This is a genomic window from Cronobacter malonaticus LMG 23826 (genome assembly GCF_001277215.2).
Lineage (GTDB): Bacteria > Pseudomonadota > Gammaproteobacteria > Enterobacterales > Enterobacteriaceae > Cronobacter > Cronobacter malonaticus.
On sequence record NZ_CP013940.1, the window covers coordinates 2,037,947 to 2,059,809 of the forward strand.

General features: G+C 56.2%; 22 protein-coding genes. 11 read left to right on the forward strand and 11 right to left on the reverse strand.

Features of this window, described 5'->3' with window-relative positions; translation table 11 throughout:
* The first annotated feature begins 1 nt into the window (after position 1).
* Genes AFK66_RS09680 through AFK66_RS09695 form a run of 4 tightly spaced genes read left to right on the forward strand, consistent with a single transcriptional unit; the run spans position 2 to position 2,928 of the window.
* Positions 2–916 carry a hypothetical protein gene (locus AFK66_RS09680; RefSeq protein WP_007775129.1) on the forward strand — a complete coding sequence of 305 codons (915 nt, stop codon included), beginning with the start codon at positions 2–4 and terminating at the stop codon, positions 914–916.
* 9 nt (positions 917–925) lie between these two features.
* On the forward strand, positions 926–2,146 hold the full coding sequence (locus AFK66_RS09685) for a PP2C family protein-serine/threonine phosphatase (RefSeq protein WP_023898765.1): 1,221 nt from the start codon (positions 926–928) through the stop codon (positions 2,144–2,146).
* Positions 2,136–2,477 (forward strand): STAS domain-containing protein, encoded by a 342-nt coding sequence (locus AFK66_RS09690; protein ID WP_007775124.1) that lies wholly within the window; start codon positions 2,136–2,138, stop codon positions 2,475–2,477. The genes AFK66_RS09685 and AFK66_RS09690 overlap by 11 nt, the downstream gene beginning before the upstream one ends.
* A 4-nt stretch (positions 2,478–2,481) precedes the next feature.
* Positions 2,482–2,928, forward strand: coding sequence for an ATP-binding protein (locus AFK66_RS09695; RefSeq protein WP_007775121.1), 447 nt, complete (start codon positions 2,482–2,484; stop codon positions 2,926–2,928).
* Here the strand turns inward: AFK66_RS09695 and AFK66_RS09700 are convergent.
* Positions 2,913–3,512: a helix-turn-helix domain-containing protein gene (locus AFK66_RS09700; RefSeq protein WP_023898766.1), complete on the reverse strand. Its 600-nt coding sequence runs from the start codon at positions 3,510–3,512 to the stop codon at positions 2,913–2,915. The two genes, AFK66_RS09695 and AFK66_RS09700, sit on opposite strands and share 16 nt — an antisense overlap.
* 43 nt (positions 3,513–3,555) lie before the next feature.
* Between AFK66_RS09700 and AFK66_RS09705 the strand changes: the two genes are divergently transcribed.
* The 3 genes from AFK66_RS09705 to AFK66_RS09715 are packed head-to-tail and all read left to right on the forward strand — an operon-like array spanning position 3,556 to position 5,110.
* Positions 3,556–4,245, forward strand: coding sequence for a B3/B4 domain-containing protein (locus AFK66_RS09705; protein ID WP_007775115.1), 690 nt, complete (start codon positions 3,556–3,558; stop codon positions 4,243–4,245).
* 17 nt (positions 4,246–4,262) lie between these two features.
* A complete protein-coding gene (locus AFK66_RS09710; protein ID WP_023898769.1) occupies positions 4,263–4,781 on the forward strand; it encodes a GrpB family protein in 519 nt (172 codons plus the stop codon).
* A complete protein-coding gene (locus AFK66_RS09715; RefSeq protein WP_007775111.1) occupies positions 4,778–5,110 on the forward strand; it encodes a DUF1493 family protein in 333 nt (110 codons plus the stop codon). The genes AFK66_RS09710 and AFK66_RS09715 overlap by 4 nt, the downstream gene beginning before the upstream one ends.
* Here the strand turns inward: AFK66_RS09715 and AFK66_RS09720 are convergent.
* Positions 5,070–6,290 (reverse strand): MFS transporter, encoded by a 1,221-nt coding sequence (locus AFK66_RS09720; RefSeq protein ID WP_007775108.1) that lies wholly within the window; start codon positions 6,288–6,290, stop codon positions 5,070–5,072. The two genes, AFK66_RS09715 and AFK66_RS09720, sit on opposite strands and share 41 nt — an antisense overlap.
* 103 nt (positions 6,291–6,393) lie before the next feature.
* Here AFK66_RS09720 and AFK66_RS09725 point away from each other — a divergent pair, with 103 nt between their 5' ends.
* Positions 6,394–7,311: a LysR family transcriptional regulator gene (locus tag AFK66_RS09725; RefSeq protein ID WP_007775093.1), complete on the forward strand. Its 918-nt coding sequence runs from the start codon at positions 6,394–6,396 to the stop codon at positions 7,309–7,311.
* A 423-nt stretch (positions 7,312–7,734) separates the two neighbouring features.
* Here AFK66_RS09725 and AFK66_RS09730 read toward each other — a convergent pair whose 3' ends face one another.
* Complete coding sequence (locus AFK66_RS09730; RefSeq protein WP_007775091.1) at positions 7,735–8,655, reverse strand: alpha/beta fold hydrolase; 921 nt, start codon at positions 8,653–8,655, stop codon at positions 7,735–7,737.
* Between the two features lie 82 nt (positions 8,656–8,737).
* Between AFK66_RS09730 and AFK66_RS09735 the strand changes: the two genes are divergently transcribed.
* Positions 8,738–9,115 (forward strand): MerR family transcriptional regulator, encoded by a 378-nt coding sequence (locus AFK66_RS09735; RefSeq protein ID WP_007775088.1) that lies wholly within the window; start codon positions 8,738–8,740, stop codon positions 9,113–9,115.
* 419 nt (positions 9,116–9,534) lie between these two features.
* Positions 9,535–10,104 (forward strand): C40 family peptidase, encoded by a 570-nt coding sequence (locus AFK66_RS09740; protein WP_007778759.1) that lies wholly within the window; start codon positions 9,535–9,537, stop codon positions 10,102–10,104.
* Positions 10,105–10,141: 37 nt separating this feature from the next.
* Here the strand turns inward: AFK66_RS09740 and AFK66_RS09745 are convergent, their stop codons facing one another.
* From AFK66_RS09745 to AFK66_RS09770, 6 genes are all read right to left on the reverse strand, one after another.
* Complete coding sequence (locus AFK66_RS09745) at positions 10,142–10,501, reverse strand: hypothetical protein (RefSeq protein ID WP_007778762.1); 360 nt, start codon at positions 10,499–10,501, stop codon at positions 10,142–10,144.
* A gap of 93 nt (positions 10,502–10,594) precedes the next feature.
* Positions 10,595–11,896, reverse strand: coding sequence for a PQQ-dependent sugar dehydrogenase (locus AFK66_RS09750; RefSeq protein WP_023898771.1), 1,302 nt, complete (start codon positions 11,894–11,896; stop codon positions 10,595–10,597).
* A 12-nt stretch (positions 11,897–11,908) separates the two neighbouring features.
* The gene (locus AFK66_RS09755; protein WP_004384940.1) at positions 11,909–12,334 is read right to left on the reverse strand and encodes a DUF2231 domain-containing protein; all 426 of its coding nucleotides are present in this window, start codon (positions 12,332–12,334) and stop codon (positions 11,909–11,911) included.
* A gap of 170 nt (positions 12,335–12,504) precedes the next feature.
* On the reverse strand, positions 12,505–13,719 hold the full coding sequence (locus tag AFK66_RS09760) for an EAL and HDOD domain-containing protein (protein WP_007775085.1): 1,215 nt from the start codon (positions 13,717–13,719) through the stop codon (positions 12,505–12,507).
* Between the two features lie 184 nt (positions 13,720–13,903).
* Positions 13,904–15,085, reverse strand: coding sequence for an MFS transporter (locus AFK66_RS09765; RefSeq protein WP_202628960.1), 1,182 nt, complete (start codon positions 15,083–15,085; stop codon positions 13,904–13,906).
* A 45-nt stretch (positions 15,086–15,130) separates the two neighbouring features.
* Positions 15,131–15,466: a hypothetical protein gene (locus AFK66_RS09770; RefSeq protein ID WP_007775079.1), complete on the reverse strand. Its 336-nt coding sequence runs from the start codon at positions 15,464–15,466 to the stop codon at positions 15,131–15,133.
* Between the two features lie 147 nt (positions 15,467–15,613).
* Between AFK66_RS09770 and uvsE the strand changes: the two genes are divergently transcribed.
* Positions 15,614–16,588 (forward strand): UV DNA damage repair endonuclease UvsE, encoded by a 975-nt coding sequence (uvsE, locus tag AFK66_RS09775; RefSeq protein WP_007775077.1) that lies wholly within the window; start codon positions 15,614–15,616, stop codon positions 16,586–16,588.
* Between the two features lie 211 nt (positions 16,589–16,799).
* Here the strand turns inward: uvsE and AFK66_RS09780 are convergent, their stop codons facing one another.
* Together AFK66_RS09780 and AFK66_RS09785 are read right to left on the reverse strand one after the other, a co-directional pair.
* Complete coding sequence (locus AFK66_RS09780) at positions 16,800–17,717, reverse strand: hypothetical protein (protein ID WP_007775075.1); 918 nt, start codon at positions 17,715–17,717, stop codon at positions 16,800–16,802.
* A 14-nt stretch (positions 17,718–17,731) separates the two neighbouring features.
* The gene (locus tag AFK66_RS09785; RefSeq protein ID WP_038882483.1) at positions 17,732–21,859 is read right to left on the reverse strand and encodes an RHS repeat-associated core domain-containing protein; all 4,128 of its coding nucleotides are present in this window, start codon (positions 21,857–21,859) and stop codon (positions 17,732–17,734) included.
* Positions 21,860–21,863 lie beyond the last annotated feature (4 nt).

Consider the following 21,863-nt stretch of genomic DNA (forward strand, 5'->3'; position numbering starts at 1 on the left):
TATGACGAGGATATATCACTGCGTTGGTCTGGCGACGCTCGCGCTGGCGTCCTGGCCATGTCTTGCTGACCCTTCGCCTGCGACGACGCAGAGCGGGGCGAGCGTGGATAACGAATCTGAGCCGATTCAGGCGGGCGTATTCACGAGCCGCTGGGGACGGCTGTTTTCGGGCAACGACAAAAAATTCTCCGGCGCGCTGAGTTTTAACAGCGGGCTGAAAGAGCAGTACGTCACGATCCCGAACAGTAGCGATACGGCGACGCAAACCAATAAAATTAATCAGACCGTCAACCTGAGCCTGCAATATTCGCCGTGGAGTTATCTCTTCGCCAACGTCACGCTGCGCGCGCCGGTGCGTGATTTAACTCGTTATTCCAGCGATTTTCGCTACAGCTTTGGCTACGACGACTGGCACGCCAATACCTTCAGCCTTGTCTACAGCAACTATGGCGATAACCATATCTGGCCGTCGGGCAACAAGCGTCACACCTATTTTGAACAGGGCGGCGTGACGGCAGCCTATAAATTCTCGCTGCCGAAACCTCTGGAGAAACATCTGCTGATCAATAAAGGCGATTCGATCATCTGCCAGGTGGGCTACACGTGGGTGCCGCGCTATTACGATCTCAACAGTAACGATATTCGCAGCAATAAGAATGTGCTGCTGGGCGGCTGCGGCTATACGCTGAAGCAGCATTTTTTCCTGCGCGCCACCGCATTCTGGTTCCCCGACAGCAGCCAGCAGCAGCCGTGGAACGGCGATTACAGCTACAGCTTTGGCTACGCGGGCTATACGCCGGGCACGTTCTCGATTCAGTACGCCAACTACAGCGGCACGCGGTATCCCGGCCATGCCAGCGGCAACGGCAAGTTCCGCGAGGGCACCGTCAGCCTTATCTGGTATTTACCGCTTTAAGGAGCTTTGATGCCGGACAGACAGCGGGTTTTAATTGTTGATGACTCCACCGTTTACCGGCGGCTGCTCGGCAGCATGCTGGGGAAATGGGGCTATGACGTGCTGGAAGCCGTCAACGGCGTCGCGGCGCTCGACGTGCTGGCCACCCAGCCGGTCAACATGGTGCTGAGCGACTGGGAGATGCCGGTGATGGACGGCCTGACGCTGTGCCAGGAGATCCGCGCGCGCTTCCAGGAACACTACATCTACCTGATTTTGTTAACGGCGCGGGAGAGCGTGGACGACCTGGCGTTAGGGTTCGAGGCGGGCGCGGACGATTTTCTCAGCAAGCCGGTCAATCAGAGCGAACTGCGCGCCAGGCTGCACGCGGGCGAGCGCATACTGGAGCTGGAAGCGACGCTCGCGGCGCGTAACGCGCGGCTTCGCGAGGCGCTCTCGCAAATCGAAAGCGATCTCCAGGCGGCGGCGCAGCTACAGCGCTCGGTACTCCCGGCCCGGCGCATGCAGTATGACAGGTTCTTCGCCGACTGGCTGTTTGTGCCGTCAGCGTATGTCTCCGGCGACATCTTTAATATTTTCCCGCTAGACCGCCACCTCGGTTTTTACTGCGTGGACGTGGCGGGGCACGGCGTGGGCGCGGCGATGATGTCGCTTGCCGTGGCACGCCAGTTTCTGCATGGCCGCGCGGTGGAGCGTTTTCTGTTCGACGGCGACGGCATCACCGCGCCGCATGAGGTTATCCGCATTCTGAACGAACGCTTCTGCCATGACGACACCGAAATCGTCAGCTATTTCACGATGATTTACGGCGTGATCGACACCGAAACCGGAGAGGGCAAGCTCTGCCAGGCCGGACACCCAACGCCGTTTATTACGCACCCGGACGGCTCCATGACCCGTATCGGCAGCGGCGGGGCGCCGGTGGGCTTACTGGAAAGTCTGAGCTGGGAAGATGCCACGTTTACGCTTAAGCCCGGCGACCGTCTGTGCCTCTACAGCGACGGCATTACAGAGTGCGAAAACCCCCAGCAGGAGCAGTTTGGCCATGAGCGGCTGGAGCAGTGGTTACAACGTCACGTTTTCAGCCCGCTTGAAGATATTTTCCCGGCGCTTCATGACAAGCTCGTTGACTGGCGCGCCAGAAAGCAGGGCGATCAGGTGGCAATGGCCGATGACGTTTCACTGTTAATTATTGAAAGAAGCCACGAGGGAGTGCGCGATGAATCTTGAGACTGAACATCTGGACGGCGTGAGCGTGATAACGCCGGTGGCAAGACGGCTTGACGCCTCGGTCGCCGCCGCGTTTCGCCAGGGCGTAAGCGAAGAGATAAACCGCACCACGGGCGGACTGGTTATCGATTTTTCGCGCGTCGATTTTATCGACAGTAGCTGCCTCGGCACGCTGATCGCACTCTTTAAGCAGATGAACGGCAAGGGAGAGATGGCGCTCTGTTCGCTGAACAGCAACATCATGAATATGTTTAAGCTGACCCGCATGGACCGCGTGTTTATCCTCTGCCCGGACCGCGCCGCCGCGCTGGCCCGGCTGCAAAAAGGATAAGCCGGTGAGCGTTATTCTGACGCTTCCCGCGCGCCTCGATGCGCTAGGCCCGCTCGCCGACGCGCTGGCGCAGTTTATGGCGCCGCTACCGGTGGATGACAGCTGGCGTTTCGAATTCGATCTGGCAGTGTGCGAGGCGGCGGCGAACGTGATTCGCCATGCGCTGCAAGAGACGCCTGAGCGCACGTTTACCGTTGAATTTCAGCAGGGTGAAGCCTTTGCGCGAGCTGTTTTCACCGATGACGGCCACGCGATCCCCGACGGCAAACTGGAGGCCGCCCGCGATTGCGCGCAGGACGACGAAGCGGCGCTAATGCGCGAAGGCGGGAGAGGGCTGATGCTGATCGTTGCCTGTGTTGATAACGTGGATTATCGGGCGGGGCAGATAAACCACCTGACGCTCAGCAAGCGGTTTAAAGGTGACGTTGTCACGAATCAGTGCGGTTCATGAACCGTCATGGTAAAGATCAGCGTATCTTGCTGTTCATTGGCGTAACGGTGCGGGGCATCGGTGCGCGCCACGGCGGAGGCACCCGCGCTGACCTGCAACACTTCATCATTGACGCCAAGCGTGAGTACGCCCTGCTCAACGTGTAATAGCTCAGACGTTCCCTGTGGATGGCCCGGCGAGGTGAAGACATCGCCGGGGTGCATCTCCCAGCGCCACAGCTCCACCATATTCGGCCCGCTGGTTCCGGCAAGCAAACGCGCCGTACCGCCATTTTCACCTGTCCACAAAACCGGGATTTGCGTGGCTTCGATCAACCGCGCGGCAGGCTGGCTCGCCACATCCAGCAGATCCGCCACTGATAACCCCAGCGCGGCCGCTACCTTACATAAGATGGCGATACTCGGGTTGGCAGCGGCTTTTTCAAGCTCTACCAGCATGCCCTTACTGACGCCCGCGCGCTGCGAGAGCGCATCCAGCGTCACTTTATGTTCCTTACGCCAGCTTTTCAGCTTTTGCGCCAGGGCGACGCTGAGCGAGTCAACATCGGCACCGGGTTCAGTCATTATATTGACTTTATGGGTCACTGGTCATTACCATGAAATAAAATAGTCATTACGAGATTATCCAATGAAACCATTAACACCGTCAATTGCCCCGGAAATCGCTCGTCTCGCGCCGGGGTTCCGGGCCATCAGCATCAACGTTATTGCCGCGCCGCTGGCTGATGAAAGCGTGGGAAGAAGCGCGCTGGAAGATGCCTGCCGCCACGTGCAGGAGAACGATTTTCCGTGGGCGCAGGCGCATCTTGCCGCCTGGGACGCCGTTTTTCAGGCGTTTGGCGCAAAGCCAAAACGCACGCCGTGTTCCGCCCAGGCGCTGCGTAAACGGGTCGCGCGTGACGGCACGATGGCGTCGCTCGATCCGGTGGTCGATCTCTATAACGCCGTGAGCATTAAATACGCGGTGCCCATTGGCGGGGAAAACCGCGCGGCGTATCAGGGCGAGCCGCGTCTGGTCATCGCCGACGGCAGCGAAGCGTTCGATACCTTTAAAGACGGCGAGCCGGTGAATGAATCCCCGGAGCCTGGCGAACCGGTCTGGCGTGACGACGCGGGCGTGACGTGCCGCCGCTGGAACTGGCGTCAGGGCGTGCGCACGCGGCTCGATTCGCAGGCGCAGGAGATGTGGTTTATTCTGGAGTGCTTACCGGCCATGCCGGACGAGGCCGCCGCCGCCGCCGCGCTTGAACTTGCTGAAGGCCTGGCCGCGATGATGCCGGGCGCGCAAATCACTACAGAAACGGTTCAGCCGGGCTGACCATATAAAGGAAAAAGATGGCCGGAAGACAGATAATGCTGGAACCTTACAATCCGGCCTGGACAGCGCAATTTGCTGAAGAAGAGAAAAGGGTGCGTAAAGCGCTCGGCGACGTTGCGCTGGCCGTTCATCATATTGGCAGTACGTCGGTGCCGGGGCTTGCAGCCAAACCGGTTATCGATATGCTGGTTGAGGTTTTAAGCCTTGATGCGCTTGACGCCTGCAACGCCGCGATGCAAGCGCTGGGCTACACACCGCGCGGCGAGTACGGCATTCCGGGCAGGCGTTACTTTATTAAAGGCGAGGCCGTGCGCACGCATCATCTCCATGCGTTCGTGGCCGCAAGCGACCACGTGACGCGTCACCTGGCGTTTTGTGATTATCTACGCCGCCATGATGATGTCATGCAGGAATATGCGCAGATAAAATTCGCGGCCGCGCGCGACAGCGGTTTTCAGTCGGACGTCTACAGCGAACTGAAAAACGATTTTATCGCGCGGGTTGAACAGCAAGCGCTGGCGCGGAGACAGCAATGACAAACGACAGCCTGGAAGCGCGGGTTTACGCGCATGTTCGCAAGCATGACGGCTTTTATCTGTTCGGCAAACCTGAACTGACCGAACAGACGGATCTTGATTTTGACCTGCAGCTGGACGATGACGAAGCGCTGGCGCTGATGGAGGATTTCTTTACAACGTTTAACGTGGCGCGGGGCAATTTCTCCATTACGACTTACTATCCGCCCGATCCACCGCTGAGCGTTATGTTCAATCCATTTCGTAAACGCGAGATCCCCATTGTGCCGTTTTTTACCATCGGCATGCTTATTGAATCGGCCCGGGCTGGCCGCTGGCTTTATGACTGACGAAGCGTTTAGCCAGTTTCTTTTTCATGATGACCACCATGACGGGAAATCCCGCCGCGCTCAGCGCACTTATGACCAGTAGTCTGTTCAGTTTTTGCGGATTTATTGCGTGCTCAGGAAGTAATAAAGAAGAGAGAAAGAACGCGAGGGTGGTTATCAGATACATCATTGCTGTCTGTAGTGACGAAAAACTGGCTCTTTGATCATTTGCAGGGTAGTGAACCGACACTGCCGAGGCGCAAACCAGTCGGCTATAGGAGGCGCCAAGAAACAGGGTGATAAAGAGAAAAACATTCTTAAACCCCATCGCAGGAATGAGCAAGCTTACCATAAATAACAGCGTTGAAAGGACAGACAGAGCCAGAAAAGATATTCGCGATGTAAGAATCCCTGTTATTTTTGTAAACGCATAACCTGCAATGCCTCCGCTTAAAAATAATAGCGGCAGGAGCGTTTCTTGTGTGTTCATAAATTGAATCAGTAAAGGCGTTAAAATGGGGATAATAAGCATGGGGCTAAATTGCACCAGTGCAGTTGATGATGCAAAAAGTAAGGTTTGACCATCAAAAGAGAGTTTAGGTTTTATGCCTGATGAAACCGCATCGCGGGGAAGAGTAAACGCAATTAGCGGCAAACAAACCAGACATAACACACTGATTAACCATAGCGAAGCCTGCCATCCATAATGGGTACATAAAAACATGACCGCTGGCATACCGACGATGCTTACCATCGAAAATGAGGCAATCACCGTGGCCAGCATTTTCCCGCGTAATGGTGCTGGGGCCGAATTTATTAAAATACTCATGCCCACACCCATTGTTGTGCCACCCACCAGGCCTGCGCAGAATCGTATTACCAGAAGCGTGCCAATATGCGTGCTCACTGTGCATAAACAAGTAAACACTCCAAGCAGCAGCATATTGCGGAATAAAAATCGCTTTTTATTAAATCTCTCCACCCAATAAAACGCCGCTACGCCAGAAATAACGGCCCCCAATGTATAAATACCCGATACATAACCAGAAAACGATACAGGCACCGCAAATTCGTCCGCCATAAAAGTAAAAACGGGCGTGAACGCCATATATTCCAGCGCATTGGCGAACTGTATAAAAGCGATAACAAGAGCTATCCGCATAACGGATTTATCATTAACGATCTGTGTTTCCAGTGGCATAACAAACAACCTGTTGATAAACGAAAACTGAGTTTATCTGATACCAATAGTGATTTTTATATGGTAAAAAAGGCATTCTTTGTTATCAGAATTGGGATAGTTGATGCGTCCGGCGCTGGATTTTAATAGCCTGAAAGTGTTCGTTGCAGTGGTTGAAAAAGAAAGTTTTGTCGGGGCATCGAAAGCCCTTGCAATGCCGACCTCCAATGTCAGCCGCTGTATTGCGCAGTTAGAAGAAAAACTGAATCTGCAACTTATTGAGCGCAGCACACGGCATATGAAACTCACCCAGGCAGGGCATCTGCTTTACAGCCGGGCGAAGCCATTACTGGAGGCGCTTGAGCAAACGGAGACGGAATTAACGTTGCGGCAAATGCAGCTTAAGGGGCCGCTGCGTATCTGTATTCCCAGTGAATCAGGTCCTGCGTTGCTGGGTTCGGCTATTGCCGATTTCGCCTGCCAAAACCCTGATCTTGAAATCAGCTGCATCACCAATTTGTCAGGTTTCGAATCCCTGCGAGACGATCTCGATGTCGCAATCATTATTACCCGTGGGCAACTGGATGACAGTGACTACATTGCCCGTCATCTGATGACCATTCCGTGCACCATCGTCGCCGCACCCTCGGTCATTCAGCGTTACGGAATACCAACTCATATACGGCAATTTGAAGAATTGCCTTGTATTACCACGGTCAGCGCGCTGAAAGGAGCGCCCTGGCAGTTTGTAAATACAAAAGGGGAATTCGAGACGATAAAGGTGAAAGGACATTATCGCGTCAATAGCGGAGAGATGGCGGGAGGCGCCGCAGTCGCCGGCGTCGGTTTTGCCATTCTGTCAAAACAAGCCTGTCAGCCTTACATTAACGATGGACGGCTCATCGAGGTTGAGTTTGAACAAGCCGCAGCACCGTTGCAGTTATTCGCGGTGTATTCGAACCGGCGTTTTTTGCCGGCGAAAACAAGAGCGTTCATTGATTTCGTACATCAGCGATTGAGCGCTATGCCTTGCGCAACATAAGGTGGCAGCGTCACCAGGTAGCGTGGGTAAGCGAAGCGCACCCGCGGAGCGCAATGAATTCAACGTAACAGATGAAGCTGGTAGCGCGGGTAAGCAGAGCGCACCCGCGGTGGCAAAGTAGCATGCCGATTCTCAGTCGTTATGTGTTCCCGCAACATCTTATCGGCGTGAGGAATCCGGCCCGAACTTACTGAACATCTCCTGGATTCCGCCTTGGTACGCATAATGTATATTATGTTAAATAACATCTGGCATCGGAATCACGCTGATTGACCCGGTCCGCCGGACGCCGGCCGTTATTGCCTGCCCTGCGTGCCTTAACAGCGCGAACAGCAAAGCGTCTGTTTTCCACCCGCGCGCTACGCGAAATCTGCTGGCCTGAGCCTCGCAATTTTTCTCAGATTTCACGTAGCGCACATTTTTTTACATCGCCTTCTGCGGGTGCGTTCTGCTTACCCGCGCTACGGCGTCATCAGCAAACTCTTCCAGTTGCGCATTAAACCGCGCGGCGTCTTCCATAAATGGCGCATGTCCGGCGTTCGCATAAATGTCAGAACGTATGCGCGGATTGATCGCTTTCGCTCTTTCCAGCGAGGCGTCCGCGTTAACCAGCGCGTCGTGCTGGCCGTAGATAAACAGCAACGGCACGCGCGCACTGCTCAGCGCTTTTTCGGCGGGAACCTGTATCTGCGGCACGTTACGCTGCATGGTCCAGGATGCCATCGCCGCGTTAGCCAGCAGACGCTCAAAGGTGTCGCTGTCCGGCTGCTGGTAAAAACAGAGCCGCAAAAATTCGCGCTCGCCATCGAGATGCGTTTGTAAATCCGCCGCCGTCATGTCGCGATAAATAGCCGGATGCGCGGTTATCAGCGCGGGCGTTAATTCCACCACGCCGCCCACATATAACGCGCCGCCGATCCGGCTGTCGCCATACGCCGCCAGATACGCTGAAATCACCGCGCCGCCGAGTGACCAGCCGACCAGCACCGGCCGCTTCGCCTGGCTCTTGTTGATAACCGCTGCCAGATCGTCTGCCCATCGCCTGCCCTCCCGATACGCCGCGTCGGTGTCCGGTTTCCCGGAAAGCCCGTGACCGCGCAAATCAAAGGTTATTAGCCGGAAACGTTGCAACTGCGGGTCGGCGATTTGCCGGCGCCAGTTGAGATGGCTGCCCAGCAGCCCGTGAATGAAAATTATCGCCGGGCCGTCCGGGTTGCCGCTCTCCTGCACGGCAATCGGAACGCCATCCGGCGCGGTGACGGTATAGCGCCGCTCTGCTCCATTCGCGGCGGCAGTCATCAGGAACAGCAGCATTATTAAAGTACGGGATATCAATGCAGGCATTTTCGCTTCCTCATTAATGGGTTCCTGGCTAGCCTGAACGTTGACATTAATGTCAGAGTCAAGCGTCTGATGAGGAAAAACCATGCAACTGACCATTGGCGAACTGGCCAAAGCCACCGGCGTGAGCGCTCGCGCCATCCGGCACTATCACAACAACGGCTTACTGGCGGCCGTTCGCGCCTGCAACGGCTACCGCTATTTCGATAAGCAGGCCATCATTCAGGTGCGCCAGATCCAGCGGCTCATCGCCACCGGTTTTAGCGTGGCCGAGATCCGCAGCTTTCCCGATTGCATGTTGCTGGTAGAAGGCGCAAGGTTCTGCCCGGAAACCCAGGCCGTACAGTATCAGCGCCTGAAAGATATTGAAGAACAGATAGAGGAACTTGAACAGCGCAAAGCGCGCCTGCTGGAAACGCTGCGCCAGAATGGTCACAGCGATGCGGTAACGTTACATGAATAATCGCCTTCCGCGGGTGCGCTCTGCTTACCCGCGCTACGCGCTTGCGCCACTATCCCGGGCAAACCCGTAGGTGCGCTTTGCTTAACCGCGCTACGTACTACGCATGTTATTTCCGTAGGGTGGGTAAGCGGAGCGCACCCACCATTGGCTATCAATAATGACATTAATTCTGCCCAGGGATAATTACGGCACGTTATAGCATTGAGCCGTAAATAATACTTCTGACCCCGATGTAAAGCCTTTTATGCACAACGAGTTGTTTCTGTTCATTAATATCTTCGCCAGAATGCGTCTGAGGCAGAATAATATTTCTTCTGAGTGTCAGTAATTGTAAAGGATGAGAAAGCGCTGGAGATGAGACGCATTTTTAGTAAGAATTCCGGCACCTAACCTAAATTACCGCGTGTCAGTGAGTCGATATGGATTTCCCCGCCAAACCCTTATTTGCCCTTTTGTTCTGTGCTTATCTGACGGGATGCGCCACCAAAGCCCCAAAACCCAAAACGGTCGCCCCGCTGCCTGACGCCACCGCCAGTAGCCGCCAGCCAGACCTGATCCCCGTTATCGCCGCCCTTCACGACCAGATGAACACCTGGCAGGACACGCCCTATCAATGGGGCGGCACAAAGCGCGATGGCATCGACTGCTCCGGTTTTGTCTGGCGCACGCTGCACGACCGGTTTAATTTGCCGATGGCGCGCGTCACCACGCGGGAATTAATTCACATGGGCAAAGGCGTTGATAAAAATAAACTGCGTCCAGGCGATCTGGTGTTCTTCCGTATTAAAGGCGGGCTGCATGTTGGTTTTTATGACTCGAACGGCGAATTTATTCACGCCTCAACCAGTAAAGGCGTCACCCGCTCCTCTTTAGATAATCCTTACTGGCAGACCGTTTATTTAGAGGCGCGTCGCCTGCCGGATAATATCAGTTCGGTCGTGACGCTAAATCATAATACGCCGCCCGATCTCGCCAGTAATCGTGGGTAAGCCTGGGGGCCACAGATCTTCTGTGGCCTCGCGGGGTTTACACCACCGGCGGGTTATCGTCACCGCCCTTGTCGCTCAGTTCACTGAGCACAATCTCTTTCGCGGGGGCGTCATCGAGCTTTCCTGCGTAGTCGTCAGAGACATCAGGCAGGCTGGTAAACTGCCCGTCGATAAACAAAAACGTCAGATGTTCAGCGATATCATCGAGCACCGCCCCGGCATTTTTCAACCCTTCGCCATGCTCATCATTGCCATCAAGTCGCCAGGCGAAAGTGCCGTGCTCTTGCGTGGCTTCGCCGAGATCGATAATCCGGCCGTCAATGTTTTGCGCCAGCACACGGCCTTCGCAGAGAAACAGAAAATAAGGCATCCCGTCGCGTTGGGTGGATTCCGGCATCGTTAACTCCTTGCTGATGAATGAAAGAAAAGTATAGCAGGCGCTTTCACGCCCTTTTGGAAAGGAAAAAGGCCGCGTACGGCGGCCTTGGTTTTATTGCGCTGCGCTCACGCGCCAGATGGCGTTACCGGCGTCGTCGGCAATCAGCAGCGCGCCGGATTTGTCCTGCGTCACACCAACCGGCAGCCCGCGCACCTTTTTTTGATCGTCGGTCAGGAAACCTGTGACGACCGGCTGCGGCATCCCGACCGGCTTGCCGTTTTCAAATTTCACCCATACCACCTGATACCCGTTAAGCGGCGAGCGGTTCCAGCTGCCGTGTTCGCTCACGAACGCCCCGCCGCGATACTGCGGCATGTTATCGCCGGTATAAAAATGCAGGCCAAGCGGCGCGACGTGCGAGCCGAGGGCGTAGTCAGGCTTAATAGCTTTCGCCACCAAATCCGGGCGCTGCGGCTCGGCGCGTTTATCGACGTGATTGCCGAAATAGCTGTACGGCCAGCCGTAAAAGCCCTTCTCCTGTACTGACGTCATATAATCCGGCACCAGATCGGAGCCGATTTCGTCGCGCTCGTTAACAATCGCCCAGAGCTTGCCGCTCTCAGGCTCCCACTGGAGGCCGGTCGGGTTGCGCAGGCCGCTCGCGTAGATACGGCTGGCGCCGGTAGCGGCGTCCACTTCCAGCACCGCCGCGCGGCGATACTCCGCGCCGATGCCGTTTTCCGTGATGTTGCTGTTGGAGCCGACGCCCACGTAGAGCTTGCTGCCATCCGGGCTTGCCAGCAGCGCTTTGGTCCAGTGGTGGTTGATCGGCCCGCCCGGCAGTTCGGTGACCTCTTCGCCCGGCGTGCGGATCGCCGTTTGCCCTTCCTGATACGGCAACTTCACCAGGCTGTCGGCGTTCGCCACCCACAGCGTATTGCCGGTGAGCTGAATGCCGAACGGCGCGTTAAGGTTTTCAATAAAGTTATGCTTTTCCCATTTGCCGTTCACGTTACGCAAAAGCGTAATGCGGTTGCCGCCCGGCCCGCCCTTGCCCGACGCCTTTTGCACCACGCCCATAATGAGCTGTTTCGGGCGCGTGGTCGGTTTTGGCGTGCCGTTGGATTCCGCCACCAGAATATCGTTATTGGGCAGTACATAGACCTGGCGCGGATGCATCAGCCCGTCGGCGATTTTTTCAATCTTCAGCCCCTGCGCCACCTTCGGCTTTTCGCCCTCTTTCCAGGCCACGCCTTCCGGCACCTGCATCGGCGGCAGCAGGAAGTTTTTCGCTTCCGGGAGTTCCGGGTTTGGCCCGACCTGTTTTTGCGGATCGAGCGTGGCGCTGTTATCACAGCCGCTAAGCAGAACGCCCAGCGACACGGCCAGCGCGAGACGATGAATGTTGTTCATACGGGCTTCTCCTTAAGCAGCGCGTTGGCGTAACGCGAGTTGAACATTCGCCAGCAGCATCAGCACCACGACCAGCGTTGAAAGAATGACGCCCGCAGGCACCACGGCGTAAGCATCTCGGCTGTGAATAAAGGCGTTGAAAATGGCCAGCACAATAGCCACCAGATTCAGCCAGAAGTGCAGCCGCTGCGCCGGGCCATGCAGATGGCGACGCCCGGGCCAGATCTGCCCGAGGCTAATCAGGCGCGGAATGATGGCGATAACAAGACCGATGGCGATTAGCCAGCTGGCGGCATCGGTCCACATCTGCACGTAGCTTTTCATGTAGAGGATGTCGAAAATCCAGGCGGCCGTGAAGAAGCCTAAAGGAATGGGGTTGAGCAGTTCATAAAGCGCCACGGCGGCAGCCGGGGATCGTGCGGTCGTGTGGGGGTGCATATCCGTCTCCTGAAGTCATCCAGAACCAGCGACGGCAGCGCCCAGGCGCCGCACGTCAGCGTGCCTGTAAAAGCGTAGTCAAGATGCGCGAGAATGACGGAAATATCGAAACCGCGTTTTAGCCCGAGCGCGCGAAGGCGGCGTCAGACGGGCCGCCCGGCGTGAAAAAATCAGATAATCGTATCGCCCCATTTCACCGCTTCATGCGTCATATCGATGATATCCCGTTCCGTAAGATCCAGCTCCTGCGCGACGCTCACCACCTGCGGCCAGTCGGCGCATTCAAACGCCTCGCACAACCGAACCAGCGCGCCCGGCACCCCTTCCCGATTAAGCAGCGCTTTTTTGACTTCCTTCGAGACGTAAATCTGCTCCAGCAGCGCATCCATCGGGATATCCATAATCGCGTCGAGGCGCGAGAACAGCCCGGCGATAAACGCATCGTCCTCGCTCACGCCGCCAATGCGGTGCGCCGCCAGTTCGCAAAATCGCCCGTATACCAGACTGACGTTATAAAGCTCGCTCACCGACGTATCGCTGATGTGCGTGACCGCGAGGATAGTAATAAATCTTTTCAGCTCGTAGAGCCCAAGAAACGCGAAAATGCTGCGAAACGGCAGCGATTCGGCGTTAGCGTGATAGTTATGCTGATATTTTATGTTATTGACGTAGCGCATCAGCTTATAGGTGATCGCCACGTCGCGGCTGATCAGCTTTTCTATCTTCGCCATATCCGGGCGCGCCGCGTTCACCTCGCGGATAAGCTCAAGAATAAAAACTTTTTGCTCAGGCAATTTTTTGGTTTTGATGAGTTCCGGCTTACTGTAGAAATAGCCCTGGAAAAGATGAAAACCGAGCTGCAGATACTGATCAAATTCCTCACGACGCTCGACTTTTTCAGCCAGCAGTTTGCAGCGCAGGTTCGGATGCGCTTTCAGGAACGCTTTGATTTGCTCAACGCTTGTGGACTGAATATCAAACTTAATGACGCTGATGTAAGGCAGAAAGCGGCTCCATTCGCTCTCCAGCGTGAAATCATCCAGTGCGAAGCAGTAGCCCTCCTCATACATATCGCGCACGGTGGTAAACAGCGCGTTATCCGGCACGCTATTCTCAAGGATTTCTATCACAACATTCTGGCGCGGCAGCGATTGCGCCAGCCCGTTGACGATCATCTCATACGGGAAGTTGATAAAAGACGTATGTTTTCCTGACAGACGCTGTAACGGCGTTACCAGAAAATGATCGGCGAGCAACTGGCTGGTCGCGAACTCAGGCGTAACGGCCGGAAAGGCATTGGTCAGCCCATCCCGGTAGAGTAGCTCGTAAGCCACCGTGTTCAGCGACGCATCAAAGATAGGCTGTCGCGCTATGAAGGAATACATTTCAACCTCCGGTTTCGTTTTTCGACGTCCATTACAGCGGTGCGCTGCTTGTTCGACCGGCACCAAAACATTCCTGGATACACTCTTCCGGCACTCCGCCGGCAGAACCGCAAGCCAGGCGTAAGCTCCCGAGGTATTACGCTTACGCCTGTCACGCCCCTTAAGGCGAGGCTTTATAAGATGCTTATCGGCGTGCGGCAGGCTTTCTTGAGCATATATCCGGGGGCGCATTTTCTGTTCGCTCAGCCGGTAAAGAGAGCGCGAGCAGCGTCAGTAGCCCGAAAATCCCGAGCGCAGGCACGGCGCTTAAGGTATCCAGCAGCCAGCCAAAGAGCGCCGAACCGGCCATCTGGCCAATCGCGAGCAGTAAAAACACCGCGCCGAGGCCCGCCGCCGGAAATGCGCCCGCGGCAGCCACACCGCTGATCAGCAAAACACCGGAGAGCGTGATATACGCAAAGCCATACAATGCCGCCACGCCCCAGCAGAGCCAGGGGTATGCCGAAGAGAGCGCCAGCAGTCCGAACGCAGCGAGCGTCAGCAGCTGCATCAGGCGGTGTGCGGCATTAATGCCAGTGCGCCCAATCAGTACCCCTGTCAGCACCCCGAAGCAGCCCGATATACCTGTTACAAGCCAGAGCAGCGTGACGTCGCTCCCTTTCATACCCGCCTGCGACTGAAACATCAGCGGTCCGAAAGACCAGTAGGCCGCGCTCACCACACCGCTTAACAGGGCGACAATAAGCGGCGGACGCAGCGCGGGCCGCCGAAGCGCTGCAAGCTGAGTTTTAAGCGAAGCACGATCACCCGCCGCGCCGGACGGCATGGCGCGCCACGCCATAAACGTCGGAACGAGTGCGAGCCCGGCGAAAAGCAGCCAGATCTCACGCCAGTGGCCCGGCATCAGCAGTACGGCGAGCGCGGATAAAATAATGCCCCCACCCGTTCCGGCGTTAATGACCGTATTGACGCCAGGGCGCTTCGGTGGTGTGACATCGCGGTTCACCGCTTCCGCCATTGGCGGCGAGACCAGCCCGGAGCTTATCCCGGCGAAGATGACCCCCACGGCGAGCCAGAGCGGACCGGACGCCTGTGAAAGCACAACCAGACCGAGAATCGCAAACAGCCCGGCAAGAAGCGCAGGCAGCCGCGGGCCGGTGCGCGCGGTGCAGAGTGACGATGCCACGCTCGCGAGACCATAGGCCGCAAAGGACAGCGCCGAAAGCGCGCCGACCAGCGTCGAAGACATTGGAATATCCCGGATAACTTCGGGTAGCTGTAATCCCCACGAGAAACGCGCCAGCCCGTAGGCGGCGGCAATAAGCGAGAACCCGCTCAGGGCGAGAAATTGATGTCCTGACAGCAAGGCGACCTCAGCGAAGTAAATAACCTCCACTGAGTGTAGCCGCCGTCAGCGCATCAGGTGGGCGAGTTGTTGGCCGCAGGTTTGCGGGGCGCTCGCGAGCCCGTCGCGCGTTGTGTTATCCAGCCCCTGCCAGGTGCGGATGACTTTTTGGGCAAGCGCAGCGGAGTAGTGCTGGCGTTGCAGCGCGTAGTCGTTATTGCTGCCTTCAATCACATTTTCCATGCTCGCAGCCCAGTTATCGGGCTTTTCTGTCTGGATTGTGCAGAACACCGAGGCGTAATACGCCTTATCTTCATCGCTGAAATGTGGCGTCAGCCACCAGTACGCCAGCGCCGCGCAGGCGATGACAGGAAGAAAAATGCGCCAGGAGAGTAATTTCATAAGTTGATTCTGATACGTCAGTGAAAGCGCGGCGTGGCCGCAGCAAACGGAAAGTATAACCGTTTTGCTTAAACTTAAGCTCTACAGCCCACCGAAACGCCCGGTTAGCGACCTGCTACACTGGAACTACTGACAACCGGAGGGTGCATGAAATTAGGTTTCGCGTGTAAATTTTTAGATTCAGGGCTCAAACAGGAATTTCCGTTTAAATCGACGACTCGCACCCGTTTTTTAAGTCTCGGCCATGAGGCGCGTCTGACGCTGTTATCGCAGCTTGCACAGACCAATCTGAACAACCTTTATCTCACCCTGCAACAACTCGCGGAGTTACCGGCGGCGTTAAGGATGATGCGTATTGGCAGCGATTTATTGCCGCTTTATACCGTGCCGGAGGCGGGTCCGGTCTATCAGGCGTTTTTACCCGATCTGGCGCCATTATTTACCCGCTGCGGCGAGTTTGCCCGCACCCACGATATTCGTCTCTCTTTTCACCCCGGCCAGTATTCGGTACTTGCGTCAGATAACCCTGATGTTGTGGAAAGAGCCATTGAGGATGTGGAATATCATGCGCTCTGCGCCGTGATGATGGGGTATGGTCAACGGTTTCAGGATTTCAAAATCAATATCCATATGAACGGCAAGCGCGGTTTCGAAGGCTTTCGCGAGGCGTTTAGCCGCTTAAGCCCGCAGGCGCAGCGGATGCTGACCGTGGAAAATGACGAAATCTCCTGTTCGCTGGACGATGTATTACAGGCGCAGGCACTCTGCCCGATTGTGCTGGATATTCACCACCACTGGGTAAAAGAGAATGCATTTATTACGCCGGACGATCCGCGTATTGAACAGATAAAAGCATCATGGCGCGGCGTGCGCCCGGTCATGCATTATTCCATCTCTCAGGAAGGGCTGATCCCGGAACAGGGTTTTCCTGAACAGTCACAGCTCGGCATTCCCAAAACCAAACTGCGCGCGCATTCCGATTATTATTTCAACAGTACGCTGAACGACTGGGCGCTCTCCTTCACCGATTTCGATATTATGTGCGAAGTGAAAATGAAAAATATCGCCCGCGACCGGTTATATGATTACGCGTTATTGAAAGGCGTGGTGAAGGCGGCGTGAGTAAATACGGCATGGGATATTAAATCTGGATGTGTATTTGTATCGCGGATAAGCAAAGCGCACCCGCGGATTTAACCCAATGGTGGATGCGCAGGCTTACCCACCCTACGGAAATAATACGCCGCAAAGAGTGCGTAGCGCGGGTAAGCGAAGCGCACCCGCGGAGGGAAATACTCGAATTTCACGAGACTTAATCACCCTTCAAAAAACATCATGAAAAATCTATATCAAGAACGTCGTAGTCTGAAGGGTTAACCTCGCCCTTAGACTTTTTGAAAGGGTTTCCACAATTCACCACCACGATTTTTTTAATGTTTCGGTTAGCTAACAGCGCAGCGGGATTAGTTATTTTCTTGCTATTGATAATTTCCACTTCTTTGATTTTTGGGATTTTATCAAAAACACCACAATCAATTTCGCATTTTGCGCCATTGATGAAAATAGCTTCCAGATTGCTCAGGCCTTCAAGAGAATGAAGATCTATGGATTTATCAACGCCGATCAAACTTAGTCCGGAGGCATTTCTTACAGCCTCTGAATTTATTTCATCTTTGGTTATGTTATCGATACTGATTGACTCGAAAATTTTTTGATTATCAATCAGCGTGGCAAGCTTACCATTTTTTGAAGAATCATAGGACAGAAATGTTAAATTCAACATCCGGAAGTCACTAACGTAAGTAAAAGCAGCGCAACTTACTGACCCGAAATCATTCTGTAATATTAACGCCTCTAATGCAGTCGATTCGGCAAGCGCTTTCCATGCAATGGGCGCGGAATAAACACTTGTTTCAGAATGAACTAACATTAAACTTTTAAGTCCGACGGGAAGATCACCCGGCTCCATGTTCACCATTAATTCAAGCGGCATTTGCAGAAACGTTAGATTAGATAAGCCTTGCAGCCATTGCGGTGGCCGGCCCTTTAGCGATTTCACATTTTTGTCGGTAAGCACCAGACGAAGCGAGACGACACCATCATCAAATTCAGGATCTTTAGACCAGGGAATAATTTTTGCGCCATCCGCAGCAAATGGCTGGCAGGCAGATTTACTCCCCATGCAATAATAACCCTTGTTCTTATCTGGCAAATAATCATGCGTGATAGCGCTAAGTTTACTCTGTTGCATTTTACTCCCTCGTCCTAACTCTTTTTACAAGTGGTACGTCTGCCTGAAGCGCGAACTTTATTTTTCGAAATTAATGACAGCGCATAATTTCTTTTTCCTTCAGCCTGAATCCTCGCATGCGGATCATTAAGCATATTGTTTATACCTACCCGCTTGACTTCTTTATCAAACTCACGCTGTTCAAAATATCGTAAAATATTATTTCTTTCACTTTCAGTGAGAGAATCATTGAGGTGAACACGGACATACTGAATCTTAACATCAGGTTGAGAAAGTAACCTTTGCGCGTGAGCGTGTTCAGGGCTTGATACACGTGAAAGCATGCCTTGCTGCTTAATGCCTGCCGAACCTACATAAGATTTTCCGCCTGCATGAATGATATAAATACCGGGTTCGTCGGGTAAGGAAACCGGGCCGCGAATCAAACCCAACGGATCAATCCATATCAGCGCATTAGGTGCGTAGCGATAAGGATTTCCCCCGCCCAGCATCCCTATCGGGTCCTGGCTGATATAGGCCGCGATGGCCGGATCATAGTAGCGATAGCGGTTGTAATGTAAACCCGTTTCGGGGTCGAAATACTGGCCCTGGAAGCGCAGCGGGTTTTCAATGCGGCTGGCGTAAACCGGGCCTTTTTCACCCCATACCCCGGTGCGTTCTGACCAGACTATCTCCCCTTCAACCGACGTGATGCGCACCGGTGCGCCGTTCGGATCGCAGTGATAGTGCCAGCTTTCGCGCACGCCTGCCTCCTGCGTCAGGAAGGCCAGCGGGCGGAACGTGCCGGGGTAGTAGATGTATTCACGCATCCGATGAAAAAGTGTTGCCTGCGCCTGCTCGCGTTTGATGCGCCCGCCGATGTCGAAAAGGCTTAAGGGAGCGAGCGGCGCGGCCGTGCGCGTAACCGTTTCGCCAGCCAGCGCGTCGCCCTGCCAGTAAAACCAGCGCGTCTCTTCCGGCGTCTCTTTGAACACGCGCCGCCCGAGCGCGTCATAGCCGTAGCGCACCTGATGCTCACCCTTGCGCACCGCGATAAGCTGGCGGTTCTCATCCCACAGGAAATCTTCTTTCGCCTCGCCGATTTGCAGGTTACGGCGCTGGCGCAGTTCGCCTGCGCGGTCAAAGACGTAGCGCACGCCCTCGTGAACGCCTTCACGAAACCAGCCGCCCGGGGAGTCATCCACCGCCTGAATGCGTGTGTGCAGATGATTGCCTGCGGCATCCTGCACAAACTGGCGTAGCCGGTTGTCGGGTTCAGTATGTGCGATAAGACGGCCGACCGGATCGTAGTGGTAACGGTCATCGCCCCACTGGCTGTCCTGGCGCAGCGTCATATTACCGGTGCGATCGTAGGCAAAGCCGCTCGCGAACAGCGGTTGATCGCTCCGGGTCACTTCCTGCGCCGCCAGCCTTCCCTGCGCGTCATACTGCATCGCGCGCCGGATGGCCGGGGAAAGCTGCTCGCTCGCGAGCCTGCCCGTCTCGTCATAACGCAGCACAACGGGCGCGTCGTCGTTTAGCTGCACACCGATCAACTGGTCGTTTTCATTCCAGTCATAACCCACACGATGCCCGGCGTCGCTCTCGCGATACGCCGGCAGGCCGCGGGCGGTGTAGCCATAGCGGAGCTGAAAGCCGTCCTGATCCTCACATAACACGCGGCCTGCGCGATCATAGCGCCAGGCGAGCCGCCGCCACGGGTTTTCGCACAGCGTCAGGCGGCCGGCGTCGTCATAATGGTAGCGGGCGGTCAAGGTGTCGCCTGTGCGCTGTTCACGCACGCGGCCCGCGGCGTCGTAACCGTAGCGCACCTCGCGCCCCAGCGGATCGAGGCGGCTTATCAGCCGGTCGCCTTTATCCCACAGGTAGCGCGTCGCCTGTCCCCAGTAGTCGTTTTCCGTCTCCACGCGGCCCAGCGCGTCACGCGACAGCGCCCAGCGTTCGCCGTTCTGGTTGATAACGGCGAGCAGGCGGTCTTCAGGATCGTATTCATAGCCCGTCTGCGCGCCGTCCGGCGTGTGGCAGGCCGTGACCATCCCCGTGGCGTTGTAGTCAAATCGCGTTTCCTGGCCTGATTCATCGGTGTAGCGCACCGGCTCATCTTCACGGTTGTATTCGACGCGGATCTCCTGCCCGCCTGACGTCTGCATCGCGACAAGCCGGTCTTTCCTGTCCCAGAAATAGCGGGTCACGCCGCCGCTGGCGTCACGTTTGTCGAGAAGATTGCCGCGCGGCGAATGGCGCAACCGGGTCACTCCCGCACCGGCTTCCTGAATGACCGCAAGAAACCCGTAATGGTCATAGTCGTAGCGCGTAAGCCCGCGCCCTGGCACGTCGGCTTCGCGCAGCTGCCCGAGCGCATCGTAAACGTAATGCGCAGAAACGCCTGTCGGGTCGCGCCCTTCGGTGAGGTTGCCCGCCGCGTCATACGAAGAGACCCACTGCGCCCCGCTTTCATCGGTTACGCACAGGGGCTGGCCATCGTCGTTAAAGGTGGCGCGCACCACGCCGCCGCCCGGCAAATGCTCCGCCGTCATGCGCCCCTGCTCGTCATACTCCCAGCGGTACTGGCTGCCGTCCGGCTCTGTCACCTCCACCGTGCGGCCCACATCGTCATAGCGGAACACGGTGTTGCCGCCGAGAGGGTCGATCTCCGACACAGGCAGGCCGTTCTCATCAAAGGTAATACGCGACACATGGCCGAGCGAATCGGTGACCGCCACTTCATTTAATAGCGTGTGATACTCGAAATGATAATCCCAGACGCCGCCGTCGCCCCACGCGTGCACCACTCGCCAGGCGTCGTCATAGGCGTAATGAAACCCCTGACCGTTGCGGTCAATGTGGCTGACCATTCGCCGTTGCCGGTAATGAAAACGCCGGGGATGAGACAGCGCGTCTATCTCCGCGCAGAGCTGGCCCGCGTCGTCATACTCATAGCGGGTGAGCGGCGTGACCTCGCCGTCCTGCGCGATGCGCAGCTGCATCGCCTGAAGCCTGCCGTGCTGACAGGTCACGAGGATCTCGCGGCCCGTGACGCCTTCAGCGCTGTATTCGCACAGGTGCGTGAGCTGCCCGCCGTCGCGCTCAAACTGCCAGCGATTGTGGTTGCGATCGGCAATGGCTGTCACCTTGAGCAGGCCGTCGCGCCCGGCGAAACGCCAGATAAACGCGCCCTCCTGTTCGACGTGCCAGCCGCGATCGCCGCCCTGCTCCTCATACCAGAGTCGGCTGCCGTCCGGCAGGCCAAAAACGGCGTGTTCACGCCCTGGCATCTCAGGCAGACCGGCGAACAGCGTGACGCCCTCCGGCTGGGTCAGCAGTGCCACGCCTTCCTCGCGCAGCACCTCAAGCGTGGTATCGGCGGGCGTCAGCCAGCCGAAGCCGCACAGCCCTTGCTGGTCGATATCCGCCGAGGAGTAAAAGCGCCCCCAGTCAAGCGGCAGCCGCCCCGGCAGAAGGAAATCGCGATGTTCCAGATGCACGCTGCCGTCGCGGATATCCACCGGCTCGGCGCGGAGTACACGGCATTTAAGAAAACCCGGCTCCATATTGCGAAAGAGTTTCTGTCGAAACTTCGCGAAGCGACGCATAAAGAGCCGCCACTGTGGCGTGGCCTTCAGCTTTTTAAGCCCTTTGCCGAGCCCGCTTAAGCCCGCGCGCATCAGCAGCGCCATCAGGTTAACGGTCGGCGGCCCGCCGACGATGACATTATTCGGCAGCGCCAGGTTGAACGTGAGCGGCAGCGTCAGCGACGGCAGCTTAGGTTTGGCGGCGCGCTTTGGCCGGAACGGCGGCATCATGCCGACAATATTGCAGCTCAGTACCGGCATTCCGATGCGTGAGAATGGCTCGCCGTCCACCGCCACGGTTTTACTGCCCATAAAAAGCTCGTCATCAAGCTGCGGGCCGCCCGGCATACGCAGCGGCGGCACCCACGCCCCGCCGGTCGGAATATGAATCACGATGCCGCCCGTTCCGGCGCTGGCGCGGCGGATGCCATTCACATGCACCGTCGTGCCGATAAACGGCAGATAGTCGAACACGTCGAACACCAGGCCGATATGCGGCGTCGGCAGCGGCCACGGATACAGATGAATATCCAGGCCAAGCTGTGGGTCGAAGTGGGCGCCGGAGTGCATCGGA

Bases quoted from the DNA above. Each gene is read 5' to 3' on its own strand.
- AFK66_RS09715 (WP_007775111.1), top strand. From the start codon at position 4,778: ATGACAAACGACAGCCTGGAAGCGCGGGTTTACGCGCATGTTCGCAAG.
- AFK66_RS09755 (WP_004384940.1), bottom strand. From the start codon at position 12,334: ATGCACCCCCACACGACCGCACGATCCCCGGCTGCCGCCGTGGCGCTT.
- AFK66_RS09730 (WP_007775091.1), bottom strand. From the start codon at position 8,655: ATGCCTGCATTGATATCCCGTACTTTAATAATGCTGCTGTTCCTGATG.
- AFK66_RS09780 (WP_007775075.1), bottom strand. From the start codon at position 17,717: ATGCAACAGAGTAAACTTAGCGCTATCACGCATGATTATTTGCCAGAT.
- AFK66_RS09680 (WP_007775129.1), top strand. From the start codon at position 2: ATGACGAGGATATATCACTGCGTTGGTCTGGCGACGCTCGCGCTGGCG.
- AFK66_RS09725 (WP_007775093.1), top strand. From the start codon at position 6,394: ATGCGTCCGGCGCTGGATTTTAATAGCCTGAAAGTGTTCGTTGCAGTG.
- AFK66_RS09770 (WP_007775079.1), bottom strand. From the start codon at position 15,466: ATGAAATTACTCTCCTGGCGCATTTTTCTTCCTGTCATCGCCTGCGCG.
- AFK66_RS09720 (WP_007775108.1), bottom strand. From the start codon at position 6,290: ATGCCACTGGAAACACAGATCGTTAATGATAAATCCGTTATGCGGATA.
- AFK66_RS09750 (WP_023898771.1), bottom strand. From the start codon at position 11,896: ATGAACAACATTCATCGTCTCGCGCTGGCCGTGTCGCTGGGCGTTCTG.
- uvsE (WP_007775077.1), top strand. From the start codon at position 15,614: ATGAAATTAGGTTTCGCGTGTAAATTTTTAGATTCAGGGCTCAAACAG.
- AFK66_RS09740 (WP_007778759.1), top strand. From the start codon at position 9,535: ATGGATTTCCCCGCCAAACCCTTATTTGCCCTTTTGTTCTGTGCTTAT.
- AFK66_RS09685 (WP_023898765.1), top strand. From the start codon at position 926: ATGCCGGACAGACAGCGGGTTTTAATTGTTGATGACTCCACCGTTTAC.
- AFK66_RS09690 (WP_007775124.1), top strand. From the start codon at position 2,136: ATGAATCTTGAGACTGAACATCTGGACGGCGTGAGCGTGATAACGCCG.
- AFK66_RS09710 (WP_023898769.1), top strand. From the start codon at position 4,263: ATGGCCGGAAGACAGATAATGCTGGAACCTTACAATCCGGCCTGGACA.
- AFK66_RS09705 (WP_007775115.1), top strand. From the start codon at position 3,556: ATGAAACCATTAACACCGTCAATTGCCCCGGAAATCGCTCGTCTCGCG.
- AFK66_RS09735 (WP_007775088.1), top strand. From the start codon at position 8,738: ATGCAACTGACCATTGGCGAACTGGCCAAAGCCACCGGCGTGAGCGCT.
- AFK66_RS09745 (WP_007778762.1), bottom strand. From the start codon at position 10,501: ATGCCGGAATCCACCCAACGCGACGGGATGCCTTATTTTCTGTTTCTC.
- AFK66_RS09760 (WP_007775085.1), bottom strand. From the start codon at position 13,719: ATGTATTCCTTCATAGCGCGACAGCCTATCTTTGATGCGTCGCTGAAC.
- AFK66_RS09785 (WP_038882483.1), bottom strand. From the start codon at position 21,859: ATGCACTCCGGCGCCCACTTCGACCCACAGCTTGGCCTGGATATTCAT.